Annotated in this window: 18 protein-coding genes; 9 read left to right on the top strand and 9 right to left on the bottom strand. The window is 52.6% G+C overall.

Going from position 1 to position 22,674, the window contains the following annotated elements:
- Positions 1-153 precede the first annotated feature (153 nt).
- Positions 154-1,023, top strand: a complete 870-nt coding sequence (locus C9I92_RS12920; protein ID WP_047883501.1) for a UDP-2,3-diacylglucosamine diphosphatase — start codon at positions 154-156, stop codon at positions 1,021-1,023.
- A 237-nt stretch (positions 1,024-1,260) separates the two neighbouring features.
- Entirely contained in the window at positions 1,261-1,956 is a 696-nt protein-coding gene (gene aqpZ / locus C9I92_RS12915; protein ID WP_047883500.1) for an aquaporin Z, read from the top strand.
- A 124-nt stretch (positions 1,957-2,080) separates the two neighbouring features.
- Here the strand turns inward: aqpZ and ydiJ are convergent, their stop codons facing one another.
- Positions 2,081-5,146, bottom strand: a complete 3,066-nt coding sequence (ydiJ, locus tag C9I92_RS12910; RefSeq protein ID WP_047883499.1) for a D-2-hydroxyglutarate dehydrogenase YdiJ — start codon at positions 5,144-5,146, stop codon at positions 2,081-2,083.
- Positions 5,147-5,431: 285 nt separating this feature from the next.
- Positions 5,432-6,943, bottom strand: coding sequence for a bifunctional NUDIX hydrolase/phosphatase PAP2 family protein (locus tag C9I92_RS12905; RefSeq protein ID WP_084712438.1), 1,512 nt, complete (start codon positions 6,941-6,943; stop codon positions 5,432-5,434).
- A 186-nt stretch (positions 6,944-7,129) separates the two neighbouring features.
- Between C9I92_RS12905 and C9I92_RS12900 the strand changes: the two genes are divergently transcribed.
- The 5 genes from C9I92_RS12900 to C9I92_RS12880 all read left to right on the top strand — a co-directional run bounded on the left by C9I92_RS12900 (position 7,130) and on the right by C9I92_RS12880 (position 14,968).
- A complete protein-coding gene (locus C9I92_RS12900; protein WP_084712437.1) occupies positions 7,130-8,797 on the top strand; it encodes a VRR-NUC domain-containing protein in 1,668 nt (555 codons plus the stop codon).
- 312 nt (positions 8,798-9,109) lie between these two features.
- On the top strand, positions 9,110-9,937 hold the full coding sequence (locus C9I92_RS12895; RefSeq protein WP_047883498.1) for a pirin family protein: 828 nt from the start codon (positions 9,110-9,112) through the stop codon (positions 9,935-9,937).
- A 345-nt stretch (positions 9,938-10,282) separates the two neighbouring features.
- Positions 10,283-12,397, top strand: a complete 2,115-nt coding sequence (locus C9I92_RS12890; RefSeq protein WP_053061705.1) for a TonB-dependent receptor plug domain-containing protein — start codon at positions 10,283-10,285, stop codon at positions 12,395-12,397.
- Positions 12,394-12,975 carry a YfiR family protein gene (locus C9I92_RS12885; protein WP_047883497.1) on the top strand — a complete coding sequence of 194 codons (582 nt, stop codon included), beginning with the start codon at positions 12,394-12,396 and terminating at the stop codon, positions 12,973-12,975. The genes C9I92_RS12890 and C9I92_RS12885 overlap by 4 nt, the downstream gene beginning before the upstream one ends.
- Positions 12,959-14,968 (top strand): sensor domain-containing diguanylate cyclase, encoded by a 2,010-nt coding sequence (locus C9I92_RS12880; RefSeq protein ID WP_047883496.1) that lies wholly within the window; start codon positions 12,959-12,961, stop codon positions 14,966-14,968. The genes C9I92_RS12885 and C9I92_RS12880 overlap by 17 nt, the downstream gene beginning before the upstream one ends.
- Before the next feature lie 91 nt (positions 14,969-15,059).
- Here the strand turns inward: C9I92_RS12880 and C9I92_RS12875 are convergent, their stop codons facing one another.
- Positions 15,060-15,554 carry a DUF2947 domain-containing protein gene (locus tag C9I92_RS12875; RefSeq protein WP_047883495.1) on the bottom strand — a complete coding sequence of 165 codons (495 nt, stop codon included), beginning with the start codon at positions 15,552-15,554 and terminating at the stop codon, positions 15,060-15,062.
- Positions 15,555-15,810: 256 nt separating this feature from the next.
- Positions 15,811-16,032: a hypothetical protein gene (locus C9I92_RS12870; protein ID WP_047883494.1), complete on the bottom strand. Its 222-nt coding sequence runs from the start codon at positions 16,030-16,032 to the stop codon at positions 15,811-15,813.
- Between the two features lie 309 nt (positions 16,033-16,341).
- Between C9I92_RS12870 and C9I92_RS12865 the strand changes: the two genes are divergently transcribed.
- Together C9I92_RS12865 and C9I92_RS12860 are read left to right on the top strand one after the other, a co-directional pair.
- Positions 16,342-17,937 (top strand): long-chain-fatty-acid--CoA ligase, encoded by a 1,596-nt coding sequence (locus C9I92_RS12865; RefSeq protein WP_047883493.1) that lies wholly within the window; start codon positions 16,342-16,344, stop codon positions 17,935-17,937.
- A 126-nt stretch (positions 17,938-18,063) separates the two neighbouring features.
- On the top strand, positions 18,064-18,870 hold the full coding sequence (locus tag C9I92_RS12860; protein ID WP_047883492.1) for a DUF3108 domain-containing protein: 807 nt from the start codon (positions 18,064-18,066) through the stop codon (positions 18,868-18,870).
- Here the strand turns inward: C9I92_RS12860 and C9I92_RS12855 are convergent.
- The 5 genes from C9I92_RS12855 to C9I92_RS12835 all read right to left on the bottom strand — a co-directional run bounded on the left by C9I92_RS12855 (position 18,836) and on the right by C9I92_RS12835 (position 22,187).
- Positions 18,836-19,087 (bottom strand): hypothetical protein, encoded by a 252-nt coding sequence (locus C9I92_RS12855; protein WP_047883491.1) that lies wholly within the window; start codon positions 19,085-19,087, stop codon positions 18,836-18,838. The two genes, C9I92_RS12860 and C9I92_RS12855, sit on opposite strands and share 35 nt — an antisense overlap.
- 47 nt (positions 19,088-19,134) lie before the next feature.
- Positions 19,135-19,686, bottom strand: a complete 552-nt coding sequence (locus tag C9I92_RS12850) for a gamma-glutamylcyclotransferase family protein (protein ID WP_047883490.1) — start codon at positions 19,684-19,686, stop codon at positions 19,135-19,137.
- A gap of 124 nt (positions 19,687-19,810) precedes the next feature.
- The gene (locus C9I92_RS12845) at positions 19,811-20,746 is read right to left on the bottom strand and encodes a 5-oxoprolinase subunit C family protein (RefSeq protein ID WP_047883489.1); all 936 of its coding nucleotides are present in this window, start codon (positions 20,744-20,746) and stop codon (positions 19,811-19,813) included.
- A complete protein-coding gene (gene pxpB / locus C9I92_RS12840) occupies positions 20,728-21,450 on the bottom strand; it encodes a 5-oxoprolinase subunit PxpB (RefSeq protein ID WP_047883488.1) in 723 nt (240 codons plus the stop codon). Before pxpB ends, C9I92_RS12845 begins: the two co-directional genes overlap by 19 nt.
- Positions 21,447-22,187: a 5-oxoprolinase subunit PxpA gene (locus tag C9I92_RS12835; RefSeq protein WP_047883487.1), complete on the bottom strand. Its 741-nt coding sequence runs from the start codon at positions 22,185-22,187 to the stop codon at positions 21,447-21,449. Before C9I92_RS12835 ends, pxpB begins: the two co-directional genes overlap by 4 nt.
- Positions 22,188-22,674: the final 487 nt, after the last annotated feature.

The following is a 22,674-nucleotide window of genomic DNA, read 5'->3' as shown; positions in this document are numbered from 1 at the left end:
TCTTAGCTGATGGCTGATGGCTGATGGCTCAGCATCAGGTGACATAAGGATGTCACGATAAAACAACGAAACGGTCACCTTAACTGACTAGCGTAAACTCAGAACGGATGATGAATACATTGTCCCTGTCCTGACAGCTAAATGGTAAACACTATGACCGTTTTCTCTCATCGTACACTTTGGCTATCTGATATTCATCTGGGCAACCGCGACTGCAAGGCTGAGTTTCTGGTGCATTTTCTGACCCACAACAAGGCCGACACCCTGATTCTGGTCGGTGACATCGTCGACTTATGGTCACTTAAAAACAAGCACTTCTGGCCGGAGAGCCACAATCAAATTATCCGCCTGATACTCAAACGGGCTGAGCAAGGATGCCGGGTTATCTATATTCCCGGCAATCACGACGGAGCCATCCGCAAATTTCTCGCCTATAACCTCGGCGCGGTAGAACTTTACGATCAGTACACCCACACCACCGCATCCGGCCGTCGGATCCTGGCGCTGCACGGTGACCAATTTGACAGCCTGGTTTGTCACAGTCGCTTCTACGCCATGATCGGGGATCTGGGATACGACGCCCTGCTGTTTATCAACCGCTGGTGGCACCTGTACCGCAAACTGCGGAACAAACCTTACTGGTCATTGGCCGGATACCTGAAAGCCAGGGTCGAGCAAGCCAATCAGGCCATTGAACGCTTTTCCCGTGCTGCGGTAAATTACGCCCGGCAGCAGGAGGTCGACGGGATTATCTGCGGCCATATTCATCACCCGGATATTGTCGATATCGACGGAATACTCTACCTCAACGATGGTGACTGGATTGAAAGCTGTACCTATATGGCGGAATCCCATCAAGGGGAAATTTCCCTGTCACGCTGGACAGACAAACCCCACCGTCTGGCCAGTCACAATGGCTTTCGGGTGGATAAACCGGCTCCTCACCATCGACCAGTCCGACAACCAGAACCGGCGGGCGACCCCATTCTGACCACCCGACGCAAAGCGGATAAAGTCGCCTGAGTATGCCAATCAACCAGACACATACGCACGTGAAGCTGAGTACCTGATGCTCAGTTGTAGCAAGTGTGAAGCAGCATGAAACGACCTGATCACTATACTCAATGCACAAAAGCCAATGCATTAACATCGTTGAATTAAAGGCATTGCTTAAATGTCATTGCTTAATCGTCATTGTTTAATCGTCTTTGCTTAACAAGCATTGCACACCGTCAATGAAACGGATCAGAGGGATTTCACATGCTAAAGAAGCTTATCGCTGAACTGATCGGCACGTTCTGGCTGGTACTGGGCGGTTGCGGCAGCGCGGTCATCAGTGCCGCATTTCCTGACGTCGGAATAGGCCTGCTCGGAGTGGCTTTTGCCTTTGGTTTAACCGTGGTTACCATGGCATACAGTATCGGTCATATCTCCGGTTGCCATCTGAATCCGGCCGTGACTCTGGGGCTATGGTCCGGTGGCCGCTTCCCTGCCAGTGAAGTCATTCCCTATATCATCGCACAGGTGTTGGGGGGCATTGCGGGTGCCTACGTACTCTACTGTATCGCCAGTGGTCAGCCCGGCTTCGACTTGGCCGGAGGGCTGGCTTCAAACGGTTATGGCGATCACTCCCCTGGGGGATACAACCTGATATCAGCATTTCTCAGTGAGTTTGTCATGACCTTCATGTTCCTGATCGTGATTCTGGGCGCGACACACAAACTGGCCACCCCAGCCAATGCCGGGCTGGCAATAGGCCTGGCGCTGACTTTAATCCATCTGATCAGCATTCCGGTAACCAATACGTCCGTCAATCCGGCGCGCAGCACCGGTCCTGCGGTACTGGTGGGTGACTGGGCTCTCAGCCAGTTGTGGTTGTTTTGGGTAGCCCCCTTACTCGGCGCGTTAATCGCCGGTTGGGTGTACAACTGGCTGTCCCCTAATCCGGACGACTAACTCTACCTATTAAATAAACGGGAAACAAAAACGGAAATTAAAAAAAACGGGAAGCCGAAGCTTCCCGTTTTTATCATCGTTATTTAACCCACTTTGAGGGTCAAAACGGGCAAATCATCGACCGTTAGGCCAGACTCACCACTTGCAGTAATGCCTGAACCGGGTGCTTCATCTTGATATGTTCAAAACGTTTTACCTGACTCCGGCAGGAATAACCGGTTGCCATACAACGTTCAGGATCCAGCTGAGCCAGATTCGGCTGCCAGCTCAGGGCATACACCCCTTTTGACACCTCAAGCTTGTCCTTCTCATGCCCGAATGTCCCTGCCATCCCGCAGCAACCGACAGAAACCGGCTGCAATACTGCACCAAAGTGGCGGAAAATGGTGGCCCACTCTTTTTCAGCATTCGGCAGTTTGGTCTTTTCCGTACAGTGCGCAAACAGGTACCAGTTGTCATCCTGCCGGGATGATAGTGCATCCAACTGCGGCAGCAGCGGCATCAACCATTCATGGGCTGTCAGCACCGCAAACTCACCACGCTTCTCGCCCAGCATCTCGTTGTATTCATCGCGGTAACACAACACCAGCGCCGGATCGACCCCGACCAATGGAATGTTCAAAGCGGCCAGCTGATTCAGAAAATCTGCGGTATTACGCGCGGTTTTAGCAAACTGGCGCAGGAAGCCTTTCACATGCTGCGCTTTCCCGTTAGGCTTAAACGGCACCAGCAGCGGTTTTTTACCCAGTTTTTCAGCCAGCATGACAAAGTCCCGAATGACTTCCGCATCGTAGAAGCTGGTAAACGGGTCTTGAACAATCAGCACATAGTCTTCTCGTTCTCTCTCTGACAATGCCTGCAGCCAGGTCAGGTCAAACCGGGTGGCATGGTGTCCGTCCAGACTTTCGGTCAGAGTCGGCACCGACAGTGGCGGCATGTCTACATAACCGACCGTGTTGGCTGTCAGGGTTTTCATCCACTGTGGACGCATGATGGCGTTAAAGGTCGCTGGCGCTTTGGCCATCACCGGCAGATAGCTTTCAACATACGCCACCAGATAATCTTTCACCGGACGCTGGTAACGGCTGTAATATAGATGCATGAAGCGTGAGCGGAAACTCGGCACATCCACTTTGATTGGACACTGGCTGGCACAGGCTTTACAGGCCAGACAGCCATTCATGGCTTCCATCACCTCATGCGAAAAGTCATAGTCTTTTCGGGTCGCCCCAAAGGTATTTTTGAGCCGGTCGATGATCTCTTTCACCGTTGGCGTGCGGCTCATCAGATCCTGCTCCAGTGTCACCGGATCGATCCCCTGCTGAGCCAGCTGACGCAGCCATTCACGCACCAATCCAGCACGGCCTTTTGGTGAGTGACGACGATCGGCGGTGATTTTCATCGAAGGACACATCGGTGAGCTGGTGTCATAGTTGAAGCACAAGCCGTTGCCGTTACACTCCATCGCCTGCTTAAAGCTATCGCGAATCTTCACCGGAATCTGGCGGTCAAAGTAACCGCGTTTCTGACCTTCCACTTTGACCAGTTCGGCATCACTGTCCAGCGGGGTACAGATTTTACCCGGGTTCATCCGGTTTTCCGGATCAAATGCGGCTTTGATGCGGCGCAGTTCGGTGAACAATTCCTCCCCGAAAAATTCAGGGCCGTACTCAGAACGATAACCTTTACCGTGTTCTCCCCACATCAGGCCGCCGTATTTTGCGACCAGCGCCACCACCTGATCCGAGATGGTTTTCATCAGCAGCTCTTGCTGGGGATCACACAGATCCAATGCCGGACGAACGTGCAGCACACCGGCATCCACGTGGCCAAACATGCCATAGTCAAGGTTGTGACCATCCAGCAACTGGCGGAACTCCACGATGAAATCAGCAAGGTTTTCCGGCGGGACACAGGTATCTTCAGCGAATGCGACCGGTTTTTTACTGCCTTTAGCCGCCCCCAGCAATCCCACCGCTTTTTTACGCATGGTGTAGATTTTCTGAATCCCGGCCAGATCGTCACAGACCTGATAACCGATAATGCCGTTTTGCTTCTCAGCAATCATCTCGTCCAGTCGCGCACACAATGCCGCAACCAGACGCTGGTTTTCTTCCGTGTCCTGACTGGCGTACTCCACCATGTTGATACCGAGCATTTCCTGCCCCGGCACTTCTGCCAGTAAATCGCTGACGGTGTGCCAGACAATGTCTTGCTTAGCCAGGTTCAGGACGCGCGAGTCCACCGTTTCCACAGACAGGGCCTTTGCTTCCACCATCATCGGGGCGTTGCGCAGCGCAGAATCAAAGCTGTCGTACTTAATGTTGACCAATACCCGCGATTTCGGAATTGGCGTCAGGTTCAGTTTTGCCTCGGCGATAAAAGCGAGTGACCCCTCAGCGCCGCACAGTAAACGGCCGATATCAAAACGGTTCAGCTCGTCGTCAAACACGTTTTTCAGGTCGTAACCGGTCAGAAAGCGGTTTAACGGCGGAAACTTATCGAGGATTTGCTGGCGTTTATCCCGACAAACCTGCTCGGCCAACTTCAATGCACGGTTGGCCAGATCACTTCCTTCCGGTAAACGTTGAATCGCCGCCGTTTCCAGCGCCTCCGTCTCCAGTACGGAGCCATCTACCAGGACGGCTTTCACCGAGAGCACATGATCGGAGGTTTTACCGTATTTCAGGGAGCCTTGCCCGGAGGCATCAGTATTGATCATGCCGCCAATTGTGGCACGGTTACTGGTCGATAAATCCGGAGAGAAAAAGAAGCCATGCGGACGCAGGGCATCGTTGAGCTGATCTTTAATCACCCCGGCCTGAACCTTAACCCAGCCCTCTTCCGGGTTAATTTCCAGCACCTTGTTCATATGGCGGGAAATGTCGACCACCACGCCCGGTGTCAGGGACTGGCCGTTGGTACCGGTACCGCCACCACGGGCGGAGAAGGTAACAGAGCGAAACTCAGCGTCCTGGCCAACCCGGCCAAGCGTGACTAAATCCTGTTCATCTTTTGGGAAAACAACGGCCTGAGGCAGCTGCTGATAGACGCTGTTATCAGTGGCAACTGCCAGGCGGCTGGCATAAGATTGTTCGATATCCCCGCGAAATCCGGCATTTTCTAATGCGCGCAGGAACGACAGAACCACATCATCGGTACTGTCTTGATGTGTCAGTGCAGGTAACATTGCTCTCCTTGTCCAGTTTTCCGACGTATCCTACGACGACTGGCCTCTTTGATAATTATCGGTTCGGGCAGGTCGCCCTTTGCTCTCTACCCTGTGACCGAAAGGTCTGGATAGTCACACTTTACCCCAGTGTTAAAGGGAAAAAAAGCACGAGCCACGCTGCTTTAGCCAGCTCGTAGCAGAATAATACATGGCGGATAAATCAGCGGTCTGGATGATGGCTGTCTATTGAATGAATGTTCATAAAACGAACAGCCATAAAATCATTGTTCATGAAAAGGCCGTTCATTGGTCGCGATCGTCAGGCGCGGGAAAATCAGACTCCGACGATGTAGCCAGCCTGCGTCGAATAAAAGCCGCCCCGCCGATCAGCCAGGCGCTGATCGCCGCGGCACCACATCCTTTTATCGTTAATACAATAAGGCTCACGGTCTGCTGATAAGAGACATAGTTAATCAACCGGTACAGTCCAAACGCCACCAAAGAAATGACCACAAATGCAAGCAGGGTTCGCCCCAGCGAAAGCCTCGTTTTCGGCTCGGTACGGGTGGCATATTCCACTGACAGGAACACCCCCAGCAGACCTCCGAAAATATAGGCAATTTTCGGATCCAGTGTGTAGCTGGCGACAACTCCCACCATGATGGTGGCAAACAACCAGAACCAGCGATTACCCGCAAGCGTTAACGCAGAAACGGAATCTACCCGCCACCAGGCAAATAACGGAATGGTCAGCCCCAGAGCCAGGAGAATACTGACGACGATATCACTGAAGAAATTCACGCCAAACCATACCCGAGCCACACCCAAGCCGCTTACCAGTATCACCACCAACAGCGCCGACAGCACTTTGCCAGCAGCTTTCAGCTTGTGGCTGCTCAGTTGCCAGACCGACATCCAGACCAGCGTCGCCAGCAGCACGTGCGAACTCGGAAAACCGAATCCATTGGCATCAATTTGTTGTAATTGTGGCATCGCAAAATATGGCCGCGGGGCGGTGACGCTGAAATTCAGCAACAATGTCGTAAACAACATCATCACCAAAGCAAACAGCCAGACGAGCAGGTAACGGGTGGGACAAAGACTGGCGATCAGCAATACCAAAAAGACAATGAAAAGCGGCTCTCCAGCAAGATTCAACGCGGAGGCCAGCCCTCCAAAGAGAGACTGGATTTCAGCGGGCCAGCTAGCAACCGCCTGCTGAAAGGTGAGAATCGTCTCCAACTCATACTGATTCATCAGATTCAGCTGCCGGGCGAGGCTGTCATAAAGATCGATGTCACTTTCAGGGGTCGCATTCAGCCAGCCGGTCAGTAACTCAATATCTTTCTGATAGCGGTACTCGGACGCCGGCAAGGTCATCGGGTCAATTAGATATACCCGCTTAACTTCCGTAGCAAAATGGCGCGAGAACCAGGAAGCCACAATCGGATGATCGTACTTGTCTTTGAACGATGAGACCAGGATGGGTTCCTGTGCAACACAGGCATAAATGGCAGCCCTGCCCCGGTTCTGAATCAGGTCCCCAACGTTTACCCGAATCCCTGTTTCTTCCAGCGTTTCACGGGCAGCCGCCTGCTGCGGGGTCTCCCCTTTGTCGATATACCCACCAGGAAGCGAAAACTTCTCCGTGATCACTTCTGCCAGCATCACCAGCTGATCCTGATGGCGGATAACGCAAACCGCTCCCACCAACTTATTCGGATCGGTTTCACTTGCCTTTACGACCGGCACAGAGGCACCGGCTACGCCATGCAGGCTGAACAGGCTTAGCCAACCCAAGAGAATCCAATGCATTACGCCCCAATTTTTCACAACAGGATCAACCTATGATTTATGCCGCAGAAACAATGACAATGATAGCACCTCGACGTATGCTAAGCTATTGAGATAGCTTAGATATTGCACAAACATTTGCCATAACATTACACTCATAGCTAATGTGTGTATTTCTTTTTATTTTAGCGATTTATCTGAACCTGCATGAAACAGCCAGCCCTAAACATGACGTCCCAGCCCATCCTAAAAGCGGATTATTACCGGGATAACTTTTTGGTACTGATTCGCCACGTTCGCCAGCAATACAGTGATCTGCTGACTGAAACAGAGCACCACTGGCTGGACACGTTTGATGCCCTCAGCCTTGACGGACAATTGCTGTACATTCGCCTGCTATCTCGAAAAGGGCCGCTGTTTCGCCAGCAGAAGCTTCACTATCAGGAAATCAGCAGCATACCGGCGGCCTGTGACGAACTGGTGATGGCCGGATTTATCATTCGACAGCCTGAACACGGGTCAGCAGAGCAATTGGGGGCCCTGTTCACCAAACCTGAATTACTTGAGCTGTTTCCGGCACTGTCCCCGGTTAAGCAAGCAAAGAAAAATGACTTACTGACCGCATTGCACGCCTTCCATCCGGATATTAGCGACTTTGGCGAGCCTATCCTTGAAGTCTGCCATACCGAGTTTCTGAGCGTACTGCTGTTGTGCTTTTTTGGTAACAGCCATCAGGATCTCAGCGAATTTGTGTTGGCCGACTTAGGGCTGTATCGCTTCGAATCCTACCGCATTGACCGCTTTCAGCGACTTTTCACCCAGCGGGAACAAATCGACCAGTGGCTGGCACTCAGCCAGCTGGCTGATGAGTATCAGGACGCGGCACAACGCAAAGACAGAGAGCAGATTCTGGCCTTAAGCACTCAGCTTCCAGCCCGCGTTGACTGGCCGCCGCTGGAGCGAAAACGCCAACGGCTCATCAATCAGCTTGCCCGCGACATTGAACGACTCGGCGTCACCAACCCGGATCACCTGCCGCTGGCGTTGTCATTATTTCAACAAAGCGAATTGCCGCCGTCTCGTGAACGTCAGGTGCGGATTCTGGATAGATTGCAGGAAATAGAACAGGCTTTGCCTTTGGCGCTGGCCATGGCGGAGGATCCCGTCAACGAACAGGAAGGGGAAGTGGCCGACACCCTGCTACGACAACTGCGCCGTAAGCAAGGTCAACGCACAACTCCCCGACGAAAGCCGGTATTTGACGAAGTACAGCTCACCTTGCCACAACAGGCGCAACGGGTTGAACTTGTGGTGGCAGAGCATTACGCCCGGCGAGGATGGACCGCCTGCTATACCGAAAATGCCCTGATTTGTGGTTTATTCGGGCTGGCCTTCTGGGACATTATTTTTGCCCCCATGCCCGGTGCGTTTCTCAACCCGTTCCAGCGCTCTCCCAGAGACATGTACCAACCGGAATTTGCCGAACAACGCGAAACACTGATTGAGGCCCGCTTACACCACATCGCCAATGGTCAGTGGCAACAGTGGCTTGCGGTCTATCGTGAAAAAGAAGGGCTGACCAACGATTGGGTCAACTGGACACTGCTGAGTCGTGAACTGGTTGAGCACAGTGTCGCCGCTTTTCCGCCCGATGCGCTGGCACAGCTGTTTCAGCGCATCCTGTTCGACCCCAAAAGCAACCGCAGTGGTTTCCCGGATCTGATTCTGTTCAAAGAAGACCGCTATTGCTGGGTGGAAGTCAAAGGACCCGGCGACAAGCTACAGAGTAATCAGATTCGCTGGCTGACCATGTTTCAGACCCTGAAAATACCGGCGCAGGTCGCTTATGTCAGCTGGGCCGACGCCACTGATTGAAACATGAATTGAAACATGAATTGATACATGAATTGATGCATGATTTGATGTACGGATTGACACATGGATTAACGGCCTGAAGATGAGATAAGCACCAAGAGAGAATGTATAGAAAAAGGACTCCAGCAATGAAAACCAACATAAACCGACAGTAAAAACCCGCACCACCAACAAGCATCGGGACAATGTCAGCGCTCCGTAAAAAAGTACCGTGAGCGTGGTTTCCACCTTGGTGGATTCTGTGGGTAAGGTCTAAGATTTAGGGTATATCAACGTGAGCAAAAAACTATCCTAAGTTGCTGGTGGCCGGTGATGAGACACACAAGAAAAGTAACCAAAATCCGCTTTGGTAAAAAAGATGGGTTACTCACCGCTTTTATTGAAAAATCTGAATTAAATCAACTCGATCCCTTTGTCTTATGGGACCATTTTGCTGCCAGTGAAGTCATCCATTCCACCGGCCTGGATTACCACGGCCACTCGGGCGTTGATGCACTCAGCTACCCGGTCATCGGTAAAATGCGTCATCACGACTCCGCCGGTTGTCACACCACCCTCGCCAGCGGCGATTTGCAAATCATGACGGCCGGAAGCGGCATCATCCATAAAGACATCATGACGCCGAACAATGGTCAGGTGGAATCGTTCAGCCTCTGGACGGCCCTCCCCGCCGGTCAGAAAGAGATGACCAAACCGGAAAGTTGTTATTTCCATGCCCAAGATCTGCCTATCATTGAAGAGCATGATTCCACCACCAAAGTCATCGTAGGCACTTATCAGGCGCACTCCAGCCCGGCACACTGCTCAGTGCCACTCACCTACCTGGACATCATGCTGGCTCCGTTTGGCGTGTGGTTTTACACTCCGGATACCGAGCAAACCTCCGGATTCGTGTTTATCCGCAGTGGCAGTATTTACGTCGCGGGCAGCCAGCTGTTCTCACGCCAGATGGCCACGCTGGAGAAAGCAGCCCTGCCTATCGAAGTCCGGACCGGTAAGGTCGGAGCGCAGTTTTTTGTGGTGTTGGGCAAACCGCTCCATCAACCTTTTTATGCTTCGCCCAGCTCGATTCACTCCAGTCAGGAAAATTTATCGAAAGCAGAGCAAAATATTTTGCAGCTCATGGCAACCCGTAAATAACGCTGTCCGCAGCAGCCAAAACTTGACAGCCATCACAAATCTGTAATTTATTTTTAGTACTGCTGCACGTCTGGTCGAGGCGTTCTTTTGTGTCAAATCAAACTCATGTGTACGGAATTGCACCGTACTAGCTCATTCATATGTCACATCACACATAAATACGGTGCCCGGCCGACAAACTGAGAGCCAAATCTCCCTTCCCCAAAAGGTATTCCCAGCCATTTTCCATACCTCCTGAGAATAAAAACAAACACTTCAAATTTAAGTTTAACTACTTAAAAAATAAGGACTTTAATCATTCTTTGTTAAACTGAATGCAACTTTGTTTAACCTGTAATTTCAATCATGCCACCATCCAGCACCCCTTCTGGCCATCGCTGCTGCCATACATTGTGGGCCTGCCTGCTGCCTGCGCTGTTTGCCGCGTCCAGTGCATCCGCAGATGAGCTGGATCAACTGCTGTCCATGAGCCTGGAAGAGCTGGCCAATGCCGACATCCGCATTACCTCGGCAGCGAAAAAACCCCAGGCACTCAATGAGGTGCCGGCAGCGGTTTATGTTATTTCTCAGGAGCAGATTCGCCGCAGCGGGGTCCGCTCGGTGGCCGAAGCACTGGCATTAGCACCGGGCGTTCAGGTAAACAAGATCTCGACGTTTAACTGGCAAGTCTCAATGCGTGGCCTGAACGAAGTACTGTTTAACAAGCTTCTGGTCATGATTGATGGCCGCAGTGTGTTCAGCCCTCTGATGTCAGGTACCTACTGGCACACTATTGATACCATTCTGGAAGACATCGAGCGCATCGAAGTGATCCGCGGTACCGCCGGGACGATGTGGGGCGGTAATGCCGCTAACGGGGTGATTAACATCATCACCCGAAACAGCCACCAGACACCGGGTCACTTTATCGAAGTCGCCGCCGGAGAAAACCAGTATCAGGAACTCAGCTATCGTTACGGATTCAGCCTGAATGACCACTGGGCAGCCCGTTTTTATGCCAAGGGCGTAAAAAGTGATTATTACAGCGACTGGAACGATGCGTGGCAGAACCTGCGGGGAGGATTCCGGGCCGATTATGATGGCAGCGAGCGGGAAATCACACTACAGGCCGGGGGTTTTGAAACCCGATCCAGTCATGACTGGACAGTGGCAGACTTTTACCGCCCTTCAGACAGCATCTATTCGCCAGCCCGCCTGAATGTTTATCACCGCGGAGCCTACGCCAGTGTCGACTGGCTGGAACACGGCGAGACAACCAGTTATGAGCTGCATCTGTGGCTGGATGCCAATGAGACCAATGAGCCCTCCGCGGAAGCAGAATTCTATACCTTCGATCTGGATACCCTTGCCCATCACTCCCTGGCTGCCGGGCATAGCCTGACGCTGGGCGGTGGCGCCCGGGTTATCCATCGCCGGACCGAGCCGTATCCGGGCGATTTTCTTCGCCAGACCGAGCCATGGGGACGGTTCAGCCATGATCCGCGAGGAACCGATGTTATCCTGAATGCCTATCTGCAGCTGGATTCGCAACTGACGGAGAAGCTGACGGGTTTGCTCGGAGCCAAAGTTGAACACTTCTCGATTAACGATGCCACGGAATTCCAGCCGCAGGCGCGGCTGCTTTATCATGTCAGTCCTCAGCAACAAGTGTGGCTGGGAGCCGGACGCGGGGCCGTCACCCCCTCATTTGTCGACAGCAAAACCGACGGCTATATCCTGGGCCAGGTAGAAGTACAGAACAACGCAACCGGGGCCAATACCGTCCACCCGATGTTGATAAGTACCACGGCCAATCCGGATATGGACACCGAAACGGTCACCACGGTAGACATCGGGCACCGAATCTCCCCCACTGCAGAGCTGGCCATTGACAGTACGTTGTTCTACAGCCGCTTTAAAAATCTGCGCATGCTGGATGATATGGCCATTCAGTGCGTTTATGGCCTGTGCACTGATGGAACGCAGTTGCCACACGGTATGTTTGTTATCGGCAACAGTTACAGTGACGCGCTGGATGCCGAGAGCTACGGCTTCGAAACGGCAGTTCGTTGGTCCCCTATGCCTGTTTTTACGCTCAATACCAGCTACAGCTACATTCGGACCAAAGCAGACTGCCAGGGTTACAGCAGTTGCGAGCCGGATGCCGACACCGGCTATCGCCTGAACCATGAGCTGCAACCAGCGCACTACCTCTCGGTACAGAGCCTGTGGGACATCACTCCCGAGTGGCAACTGGATCTCTGGTACCGCTACAAAAGCGCCGTTTCCACCAGCAATGATTTTTACCGGGCACCGTCTGTCAGTACCCTGGACCTTCGTCTCGCCTGGCAGGCAACGCCCCACTCGCCCCAGATTGAGCTGATTGTCGATGCCTTGGGTAAAGGTCACTATCGGGATTTGCCGACAAAAGCCAAACTGGAAGACAGCATTACATTGAGGGCGGCGTGGAACCTACTATGAGCACAACATCGCTCCGACGGTCGTCCGGGCTCCTCACCATACTGGCACTGTTTCTGCTGATGACACTAAACCCTGCCCGCGCAGATCACGCAATGACAGGCAGCTTTGCCGTGCACAAGATCAAAGCCGTGTATATCTATCGGCTGGCCAGTTTTATCCGGTGGCAAGTGCCGGAGGATCACGTCGCCCGCTACTGTGTGCTGGGGCGTGACAGCACGACCGTCACGCTGCAGAAACTGTTCACGGACAAAGATCACCTTGGTCAGTTTCGCAGTGTCGGTAACCTGACGGATGCCAGTAAGCAGTGTGATTTGCTCTACATCACGGCACAAAAGCTACCGGTGCTGCAAAGTATTCCTCAGTATGAGGGCCTGCTGACCATCAGTGACAGTCCACAGTTTCTAGCCTTGGGCGGTATGATTGAGCTGCGGGCTGTTGGTCAGCAAATCAAACCCGTACTGTCGCCCCACCACCTCGAGAAGGGCCGGTTATCGGTAAAATCTCAATTGCTGCGGATCGCTCTGCTCGATGATGCCTACCCGGTTGCACAAGGAGGCCAACATGAAAAAATGGATTGATAGCCTGCCACTGAATCAGCGGCTCGGATTCCCGTTGATGCTGTTTATTCTGCTCGTTTACCTGGGCTTTCAAATCATCAGCTATCGCAGCTACATAGCCATTGAGCGGGACAATCTGGTCAACCGGACGCAAATTCTGGCCAACGGTATCGCCATGAACCTCACCGCCCCAGTGCTGTTCAATGATTCCGAAGCTGCCAGAGAGATCCTGACCACCTTTCAGGCCGATCCGCTTATTAAGGCGGTACGGCTGGAACTCCCCAATGGCACCTTGTTTTCACAGTACACCCGCGATTTAGCCTCTCAGGCCTTTCCTTCCGGTATGCTGATTCGGTTGGATAAACACGACGTGGTGTTTAGCGAGCACACCCTGTATCTCCAGATTCCGGTGTTGCTGGAAAAAGAGAACATTGCCCACATGCACATTTCGGTGTCACTGGCATCACTTCATGCCATTCAGTGGACACACTTAAAAATCAGTCTGCTGCTGTTTTTCGGTTTGGTGGGAGTCAGCACTTACATCATCAGCCGTCTGCAGCGCTGGGTGATCAAGCCAGTGTCCCAACTCAATGCCGGTATTCGTGATGTCATTAAAGGCGAAGCGCATCAGCCGATTACGCCAGTCAGAAGCAGCCGGGATGAGCTCAATGAACTAACAGAAAGCTTCAATACCATGGTGGACACCATTTCTGAACGGGATGCCGCGCTACGCCTCGCCCTGCGCCAGCTCCGTGAGGAAAAATCCATTGCTGACGACATCATCGAAACCGTTCAGCACGGCCTGGTGGTGGTCAACCAGCGTGGTGAAATCACCAAAGCCAATGCCGCCTGCCAGACACTTTTCCAGTCAGCCTTTACCCACCATGACTGGCCTTCGCTGATCGATATGCTCGCACCGGTTGAGCGTGAAGCTTTTCAGCGGCTGCTTGATGACGCCCTGAGCCACCCACGCCAGATTGATCACCTGATTGTCGAGGGTGCCCAGTCTAACGGCGAGATCCGCACCTACCAGATTGTCAGCAGGCCATTGCACAGCAGGCTACAAACGTTGTTTGCGATTGAAGATATTACCGCAAAACACTCCGCCGAAAGGCAGCAGAAACTGGCTGCCAAGGTGTTTGATAACAGTCAGGATGCCATTATCCTGATCGACAATCAGGGCCGCCTGACCATGGTCAACAGCACGTTCCATCAGTTGACCGGGTACGATCAGCAAAGCGTAATGGGGATGCATTTCAGCCAACTGGTGGTGGCTGAAGAATACCGGCAGTTACAGGCTATTATCGGCACTGCCCTGCAAGACAGCGGCCAGTGGCAGGGGGAAATCAATGCCCGTGGTGCCAAAGGGGAACCGCTGCCGTTGTTCGTCCGGATCACCCGCATTTCCGACACCCACAAACCGGGACGTCAGACCGTGGTGGTGGCCTCTGATCTGCGCTCAATGAAAGAGATTCAGCGGCTGGAATACATGGCTAACCACGATCCGCTTACTAATTTGGCCAACCGGGTCAAACTGCATCGCAGCTTGCAGGCTCTGCTCGAAGCGCCGTCACACGAAGAGCACGGGTTCGCGGTACTGTTTCTGGATCTGGACAATTTCAAAGCCGTGAATGACAGCCATGGCCATGTAATTGGCGATCAAGTATTACGCATCGTAGCCGAAAGGCTGCGGCGGGCCATTCGCAAAGGTGACTTGGTCTCCCGGCTCGCTGGGGATGAGTTTGTCATTCTTCTTTCTCCTCCGCTGACCGAAGCGAATGTCAAAGCCACCAGCCAGCGGCTGTTTGAGCGACTGAGTCAGGTCATGAAAGTTGGCGATAAACGTATTACTGTCGGCGTCAGCATCGGCTGTTATTACGTCCATCCACACAGTCAGGAGTCTGCGGATGATATCCTGCGGCGCGCCGATGAAGCAATGTATGACGCCAAGTTGTTAGGCAAAGGTCAGATGGTGGAATTCAACCAGCCGGAATTAGATGCAGAAACTGGCTAAAGCAAGGCAAAAGGACTGAGCCAAAAAAAACACGCTGTCACTCAATCGCGACAGCGTGTTTTTTTAATGTACGGCGTGGCGGTGAGTCGTGTTACTCGCCGCTCGGCGTTCTATCCGGGCGATGACCAATCTGGAAAGTACCGTTAGATTTAAACCAAACAGCCTGCTTTTTTTTGCGTCCCAACAGCAGTGGGCCATCATCGAAAAACAGGAAGTTTTTCCAGTTGCGTTTAAAGACGCCCCACTTGGTTTCAACCACATTGTACTTTTCGTAGCAGAAGAATACCGTCGTGTTATCTTCCCAGCTCAACTCTGCCGAAATGGCATCCGGCAAATCGATATCGTCACCGTCCCAGGCACTCTGCCAGTCAAATGACTGAGACCAGATTTTCTGATCTGCGGGCCAGTCACCCTTTTCAAAGTGATCAGCATCCGGGCTCTGACTGCTGACATGCTCGCGCCACAGCTGGGCTGAACGCGCTTGAGTGAATGGTTTGATTTGCGCCAAGTCATCGGCTTCGACAGGCATAGAAGCGTGAGTGAAGATCCACTTACGGGAATAGCTATCCAGTTCTACGTAGTTCATGCATCGACCTAAAATTTTGAGACCGGGGGAATGTACCTGAGTCGATTGCCGATCGCCAGTGTTTCTCCGTTTTAATCCTTTCGTCATTGATTTTGCCAGTGTTAACACCCCATAGTGATGACAGCAAACACCGCCCATAAAAAATGCGGGCAGAGTGAACTTGCCCGCATCATCAGAGAAGACTCTGGCGTATCGCCCGATACTGTCCTGTTTTGACCATTCAACGATCAAAAATGGCCAAATCAGGTCAGAACCATTACTTTTTCAAGCTCCACAAATTGCTGACCCAACCGCCGACTCTGTCATCGTAATGACATCCGCTGAAGTGGTGTTCAACCAAATTAGTATCCTGACTATCGCGAGATTCCAATAACTGAGAGATGTGGCAGGCCATCGGGTCACCACCGGTCATCAGGCGCCGACGAGTCGCGACTTTTTTGATGATTTGCAAACGATAAGCCGAGTTCATTTTCTTCATCTTTCCACACCTCTGTCAGTTAAACCCCACTAAAAATAGGACCCGGCTAAAATATCGTCAAATTACCGCCATCAAAGCGTCATAAACATGGTGTAGAGCGCGAAGCTTCCTTCTTCTTTGTTTTCATCACGTTACCTACATTCATAAAACTGGCACATAGACACCGTACCAGTCTCGTTGCTATCTGACTGAATCTATGAATAAAAATATGTCGAAAAAATCATGTGAAATTTTAATTTCACAAAAAATCCGTCAGCGCGGCGTCAGCTATATTAGAATGAGCCAAAATCATTAATGACAAAAAAGACAATGTACAATCTGGCGACACTTATTGAACGTAATGCGAGCTTTCGTGGCGACCGTACCGCGCTCATTTTCAATGACGAGAAACTCGATTACCGTACCCTCAATACGCTCATTAACCGTGCGGCGAACCACCTGCGCAACCTCGGCGTCAAACCCGATGATAAAATCGCGCTGTCATGCCCGAATAACCCGGCTTTTGTCATCGCGTACTACGCAATCCAAAAAGTCGGAGCGGTCACCGTCCCGCTGAATGTCATGCTGAAAGGCACCGAAGTGACCTATCATCTGGACGACAGCGATGCCATTGCCTTCATCTGTTACGAAGGCAACAGTGCCCTGCCGAGCGGTGAATACGGCTACGAGGGCTTCTCTCAGGCTGAGCGCTGCCAGCACTTTATCTGCATTCCCAGCGGCTCTGAGCTGCAAATGGCACTGCCGACGGAGCAACCGAACGAGCAGTCGGCACCCACACACAATGCTCCGCAATACCACAATTTCGGTAGCTGGCTGACCGACACCGACAACGATCACTTTGAAGCGATTTTCCGCCGTGCCGAAGATACCTGCGTGATTCTTTACACCTCCGGCACCACCGGCCGGGCCAAAGGCGCAGAACTGACCCAGAGCAACATGCTGTGTAATGCCCAGGCATGCCAGGCTTTGCTGAACCAGAAAGGCACAGATGTCAGCATGGCCATTCTGCCGCTGTTTCACACCTTCGGTCAGTCACTGATCTTGAACACCTCGATGCTGGCAGGCAGTGCTCTGGTTCTGATCCCCCGCTTTGTGCCGAAACTGGTCATTCAGCAGATGTACGAGCACAAGGTCACCCATATTGCCGGCGTTCCCACGATGTTTATCGGCTTGCTGGCCTTTGCTGAAAAACACGGTGGAGAAGACATCATCGAGATTGCCAAGCACCTGAAAGTGGCCATTTCCGGCGGTGCCTCCATGCCGGTTGAAGTGCTGAAACAATTTGAAGAGAAGCTCAATGTCCCGGTGATTGAAGGCTACGGCCTGTCCGAATCGTCTCCGGTCGCCGCGTTCAACCACCTTGAGTTTGAGCGTAAGCCCGGCAGTATCGGCCAGCCACTGGCTGGGGTGTCGATGAAGGTTATCGACGATCAGGGCAACACCGTTCCGGCAGGGGCAGAAGGCGAGCTGCTGATCCGTGGTCACAACGTGATGAAGGGCTACTATAAAAAGCCGGAAGAGACAGCGAAAACAGTGGTTAATGGCTGGCTGCATACCGGTGATATCGTCCGGATAGACGAGGAAGGCTATGTCTACGTGGTGGATCGGCTAAAAGAAGTGATCATCCGTGGCGGCTTCAATATCTACCCACGGGATATCGAAGAAACCTTCATGGCCCATCCGGATATCCAGATGATTGCCGTCATTGGCGTACCACACAAATCGTACGGAGAGGAAGCCAAAGCATTTGTCATCCTTAAAGACGGTGCCAAGGTCAGCGCAAAAGAACTGGTTCAGTGGGGTAAAGCCCGCCTGGCTGACTATAAATACCCTCGCCTGATTGACATCGTTGAAGAGTTACCGATGACAGCAACCGGTAAAATCCTGAAACGTATGCTGAAATAATCTCACCTTTCAGCCCGGCATTGGCCGGGCTGAGTTGGCACAACACCTTTCGCCTGCTAATTTAAATACAGTTGCTCAACGCGCCAGATAACGGCTCAGGCCGCTGGTTTTCTACGAGGTGTTTGCGTGAAACCATTATTATCAGCGACTAGCGCCGCATTTTTAGCGGGTGTTTCTTTTTTTGCAGCCGGCCCTGCGCTTGCCGAGCCGCCCAAAAATTTTCATCAGTGTACCAAGACACTCACTTACCAGCTGTATTTCAATAACCTGAGAATTGGCCAGCTCAGCCGCACGTTGCGCTGGCAAGATCAAGAGGCCATCGTTAATTCTTACAGTAGCATCAATGTGCTGGCGACCAAGACCCGCTTCAAACAGTCCAGCGAGGTATACTGGTCCCCGCAGCACCAATCTTTCCTGTCAAAGGGGTTCGACCGTAATATCAGCGGTCTGATGGACGGCACGACCCGCGCCAGTTTTTCCCGGGATGCGAAGAAGTCGACCGTGAGCAATGACGGGGAGAAGCTGACCTTTCAGAGTAGCGACAAACCTATCCTGGATGTGGATGCTATTGGCAGCCAGATGCGTCTGGATCTGATTGAGGGTAAAACCTTTTTCGACTACAAAATGCAGGAGTCGGATGACGTCAGCCATTACTACTTTCAGGTGAAGGGGCAGGAAACCATTGATTCCAATTTCGGTCCGGTCAGAGCCATTCGGGTTGAACAAATCAGAAAGAGCGACAGAAAGCTGGTGATGTGGTTTTCGCCGGATGTGGACTATCAGCTCGTTCGTGCCACTTACCAACGTAAAATTGTGGATGTGAAAGCCGTACTGCTGACCAAAAACATTAATTGTCCGCCCGGGGTAAATACCCTCAGCCAGACAACAGCCAGCAGTGCTACTTCATCGACACTTTCCCCCCCACCATTTTAAGGGCGGGTGCGCCACGAATTAGGGTATCCCGCGCAAAATGCACACCGCATTGCGGGCATACCCCTTCCTCGACCGTGAAATCTTTGACGATACGTTCTTTAAAGCATTTCACCAGCGCCCCTTTACCGCCCTTGCGATACTTGAACAGCTGGGTGCGGCACCCGGCGCAGAAAATATCGACGGTTTTAGTTGGCCCTTTTTTATTGGGTTTTGCCATAACGAACGTTGCCAGTCAAAAAATCAGTAAACAGAGGTAAAAACGAATTAGCGAATAGCCGCCAACAGCCGATCAATATGGGTAATATGACTTTCTTCTACCCCGGCATGGTTGCCATATTTCGGCTGCAGGCGATCATTTTCCAGCGGATGGTGCCAGCCTATAGTGGTATCCACAAACGTTTGGGCAAACTGCTCGGAAATCGCCAGGCATCCGGCCAACACTGTGTCGACATAAGTCTGCATGATCGGCTGAACGGCACAAGGGGCCATTGGTGACTCTTTGGTGTACACCCAAATTGGCTGGTTAGTATCAATCGGCTGCGTGGTTCGAAGTTGCAGCGGGTCAAGCGCTATACGCTGATAACCCCGCTCGCGAATATCAAAACTGGCTAACGCGGCGTCATCCACCCGAACCAAAACGCCGTTGCACTCACCTTCGCCCGGCATCGCCACCAGCGGCGCAATGCGGTAACTGTCATCGACTTTTCCCCAGTGTCGCTGCAATCCCTTGACGGTGGCGGGAATAGCGGCCTGAGTTTGCCCTGTCAGCCTGCGTGAATGGGCGTTGTTTAAGCTTCCATAACCAAAGATGTACATACGGCTCCTTTATCGTAAACGGGGTGTGACCGCTTCCCGGGGATATAAAAAGGGAGCGCATTGTGCCCCCTTTCACAGCCCCCCAAGCGGCTGAGCCGCCACCATAGCAATTTCATCAGACAAATTACAGTCCGAAAAAGCGTGAAAACGCGATCCACTCCTGCTGTACATCATCCAGATTTGCCCGGCGAAATGTCACAGTCGTCCCCGGCCGGGCTTGAGCCAAACGCGGGAGGTCCATGCGGGCCACACACCCTATCTTCGGATAACCGCCGAGAGTCTGACGATCATTAAACAGTACAATTGGCTGGCCGTTTGGCGGAATCTGTATCGCGCCAAGGGCGATGCCTTCCGAGATGATCCCGTCCATCGACGGGTACACAGCCGGCCCGCTCAGACGACAACCCATCCGATCAGTTTCCTGACTAACGGTGTACTCGCTGCTATAAAACCGCGCTTTTTCAGCATCATGAAAAGCATGATGCTGGTAGGATTCCACCACCCTGAGGCTAACCGGCCCGGCATAATCCGGTACGAACCGCGCGGCGGCCTGCCGTCCGGCTAGCTCGTTTACTGGCGCAACCTGCGCATGATTCAGATGCAGGCGATCCCCGGCCGCTAGCGGCTGCCCGGCTTTTAATCCGCCAATTTGATTACGTACCACTGCCGACCGACTGCCCAGAACGAGAGGCAGATCCAGTCCACCACGCACAGCCAGATATGCCCGCAGACCGCTTCGTGCATAGCCGAATTTAAGGGTCTGCCCTTGCTTGGCCTGCACACATTGCCAGTTCTCAATCGCTTCCCCGTCCAATGTAAGCGGCATTGCAGCTCCCGTGACCGCAAACAGGCAATCGGACTGAAACCGAATCTCAGCTTGCCCCAACGTGATTTCCAGTACCGCAGCACCCGCCTCGTTACCCACCAGATAATTGGCCCAGCAACTGGCATGTAAATCGATAGCGCCTCCCTGACTGAGCCCCTGATCTGCGACACCAAACCGACCGAGATCCTGAATCAGCGTCAGCATTCCGGGATGAATTATGTCCAGTCCGGCCATATTTCACCTCCTTGAGAAAGAAATGCCTGACGGGTGATCGGCGCAAACTTGACCGTATCGCCAACCTGAAACGGCGTCATCGGTTGCTGATCTGGCAGGAAAAGTGGTTGAGGGCAGTTACCAATGATTTGCCACCCTCCCGGCGAAGCGGCGGGATACACCGCCGTCTGATGGTTGGCAATGCCTACACTGCCCGGCGGAACACGTTTTCGGGGCTCCGCATGACGAGGCGTGGCAATACTGTCATCAACCGCCGCGAGGAAGGCAAATCCCGGCGCAAAGCCAATGGCACACACGGTATAGCTCTGCTGATAGTGACGCTCAATCACCTGCTCGATACTCAGCCCGCTCCGCTCCGCAATCGCGGCTAAATCCGGCCCCACTTCCGGCGCGTAATACACAGGCAGGGTGATCAGGCGAGAACCGGCAGACTTGGCGCGGCTTGCCCGTCCGGCAGAAGCTGAAGCCTCAACCAATGAGACGGATTGCGCCATCAGTTCCTCCAGTTCACCGAACGTCATACGCAGAGGATGGTATTCAATAAGAATGGAGGTGTACGAGGGAATCACTTCTCTGATCCCCGGATGCGACATCAGCCGGAGATGATCAACAACCTTGCCAATCAGCGGAGTCAGAGCCAGATCTATCTTGTCACCGAAATAGAGAATGGCGTTGGTTTCAGATACCGGCTGCAAGCCTCTCATGAACGGATGTCCTCGTGCAGCGTTTTCACGACGGCAATCGACTCCTCATTATCGCCGTGCACGCAGACCGTATCGGCTTGCAATGCTAACGAACGACCGCTGACCGTTGTCACCTTCCCGCTCGTCAGCTCAGCAACCTGCTGGCGAATACGCTGACTGTCATGGTACACCGAACCCGGCTGGCTTCTGGCCACCAGCAGCCCCTGTTCGTCATAGGCACGATCTGCGAACGCTTCCATGATAAGCGGCACCCCTTGTGCCTCAGCTAACGCCTGATAGCGCGAGTTATCTGCTCTGGCCAGAATCATCAGCGCCAGCGGCTTAGCACGGTGACGGTTCATTCCGGCCACCGCCTCCAGGATCGCCAGATAAACCTCTTCGTGGGCCATCATGTCGTTGTACAGTGCGCCATGGGGTTTGACATAACTCACCGTGGCATCCTGCAACCGGCAAATGGCGTCTAAAGCACCGATCTGATAGGCCACCAACCGGGTAATAGCCGGCGAGGTATGTGGGATATGTCGGCGACCAAACCCTGGTTTATCGTCATATCCCGGATGCGCCCCAATCATTACACCATGCTGTTTCGCCAGAGCCACGGTCGCGGCCATATGATCCGGGTCCGAGGCATGAAAACCACAGGCAATATTGGCCATGTCCACCCAGGGCATCACAGCCGCATCATGCCCCATCTGCCAGCTTCCGAAGCTTTCACCCATATCACAGTTCAGTTTCATCCTGTCTTCCCTGTATCTGATTTCTGCTCTCTCAACTTTATTCACAGAACCTAATTCAATCAATAACTTGAAGAATAGTATTCATACACTGACGTCACAATTTAGTCGGCACAACCCACCACCAACCCATCATTTCCTGCGACAGGCTCTCCCCAAGAGCTGTCCCGTACACAGTTCCAAACACAGTTTCCTTCTCAGCTTTTGTGTCAGTTTATGTTTCAGCCCTTGTCTACCCCTGAAAAACAACCAAAAGCAAGCCAATTCAATTCAATTCAATTCAATTCATCCCAAACCAAATGGTTCGTACACAATACTTGTATTATTTAATGGTATCGGCATCAAAATCGACACCGTCACCAGCAACCACTACAACCCAAAGAAAACGCTGGTTAACTCAACCCAAAAAGCGGGAGGCTTGTCTCAAAACCACGGTAATGATAACATTCTCGCCACATTTAACTATTTAGAGGTCTAATTAGTTTGTGTT

The sequence above is a fragment of the Photobacterium ganghwense genome (assembly GCF_003025595.1).
GTDB lineage: Bacteria > Pseudomonadota > Gammaproteobacteria > Enterobacterales > Vibrionaceae > Photobacterium > Photobacterium ganghwense.
This window is presented reverse-complemented; position numbering and strand designations above follow the sequence as displayed.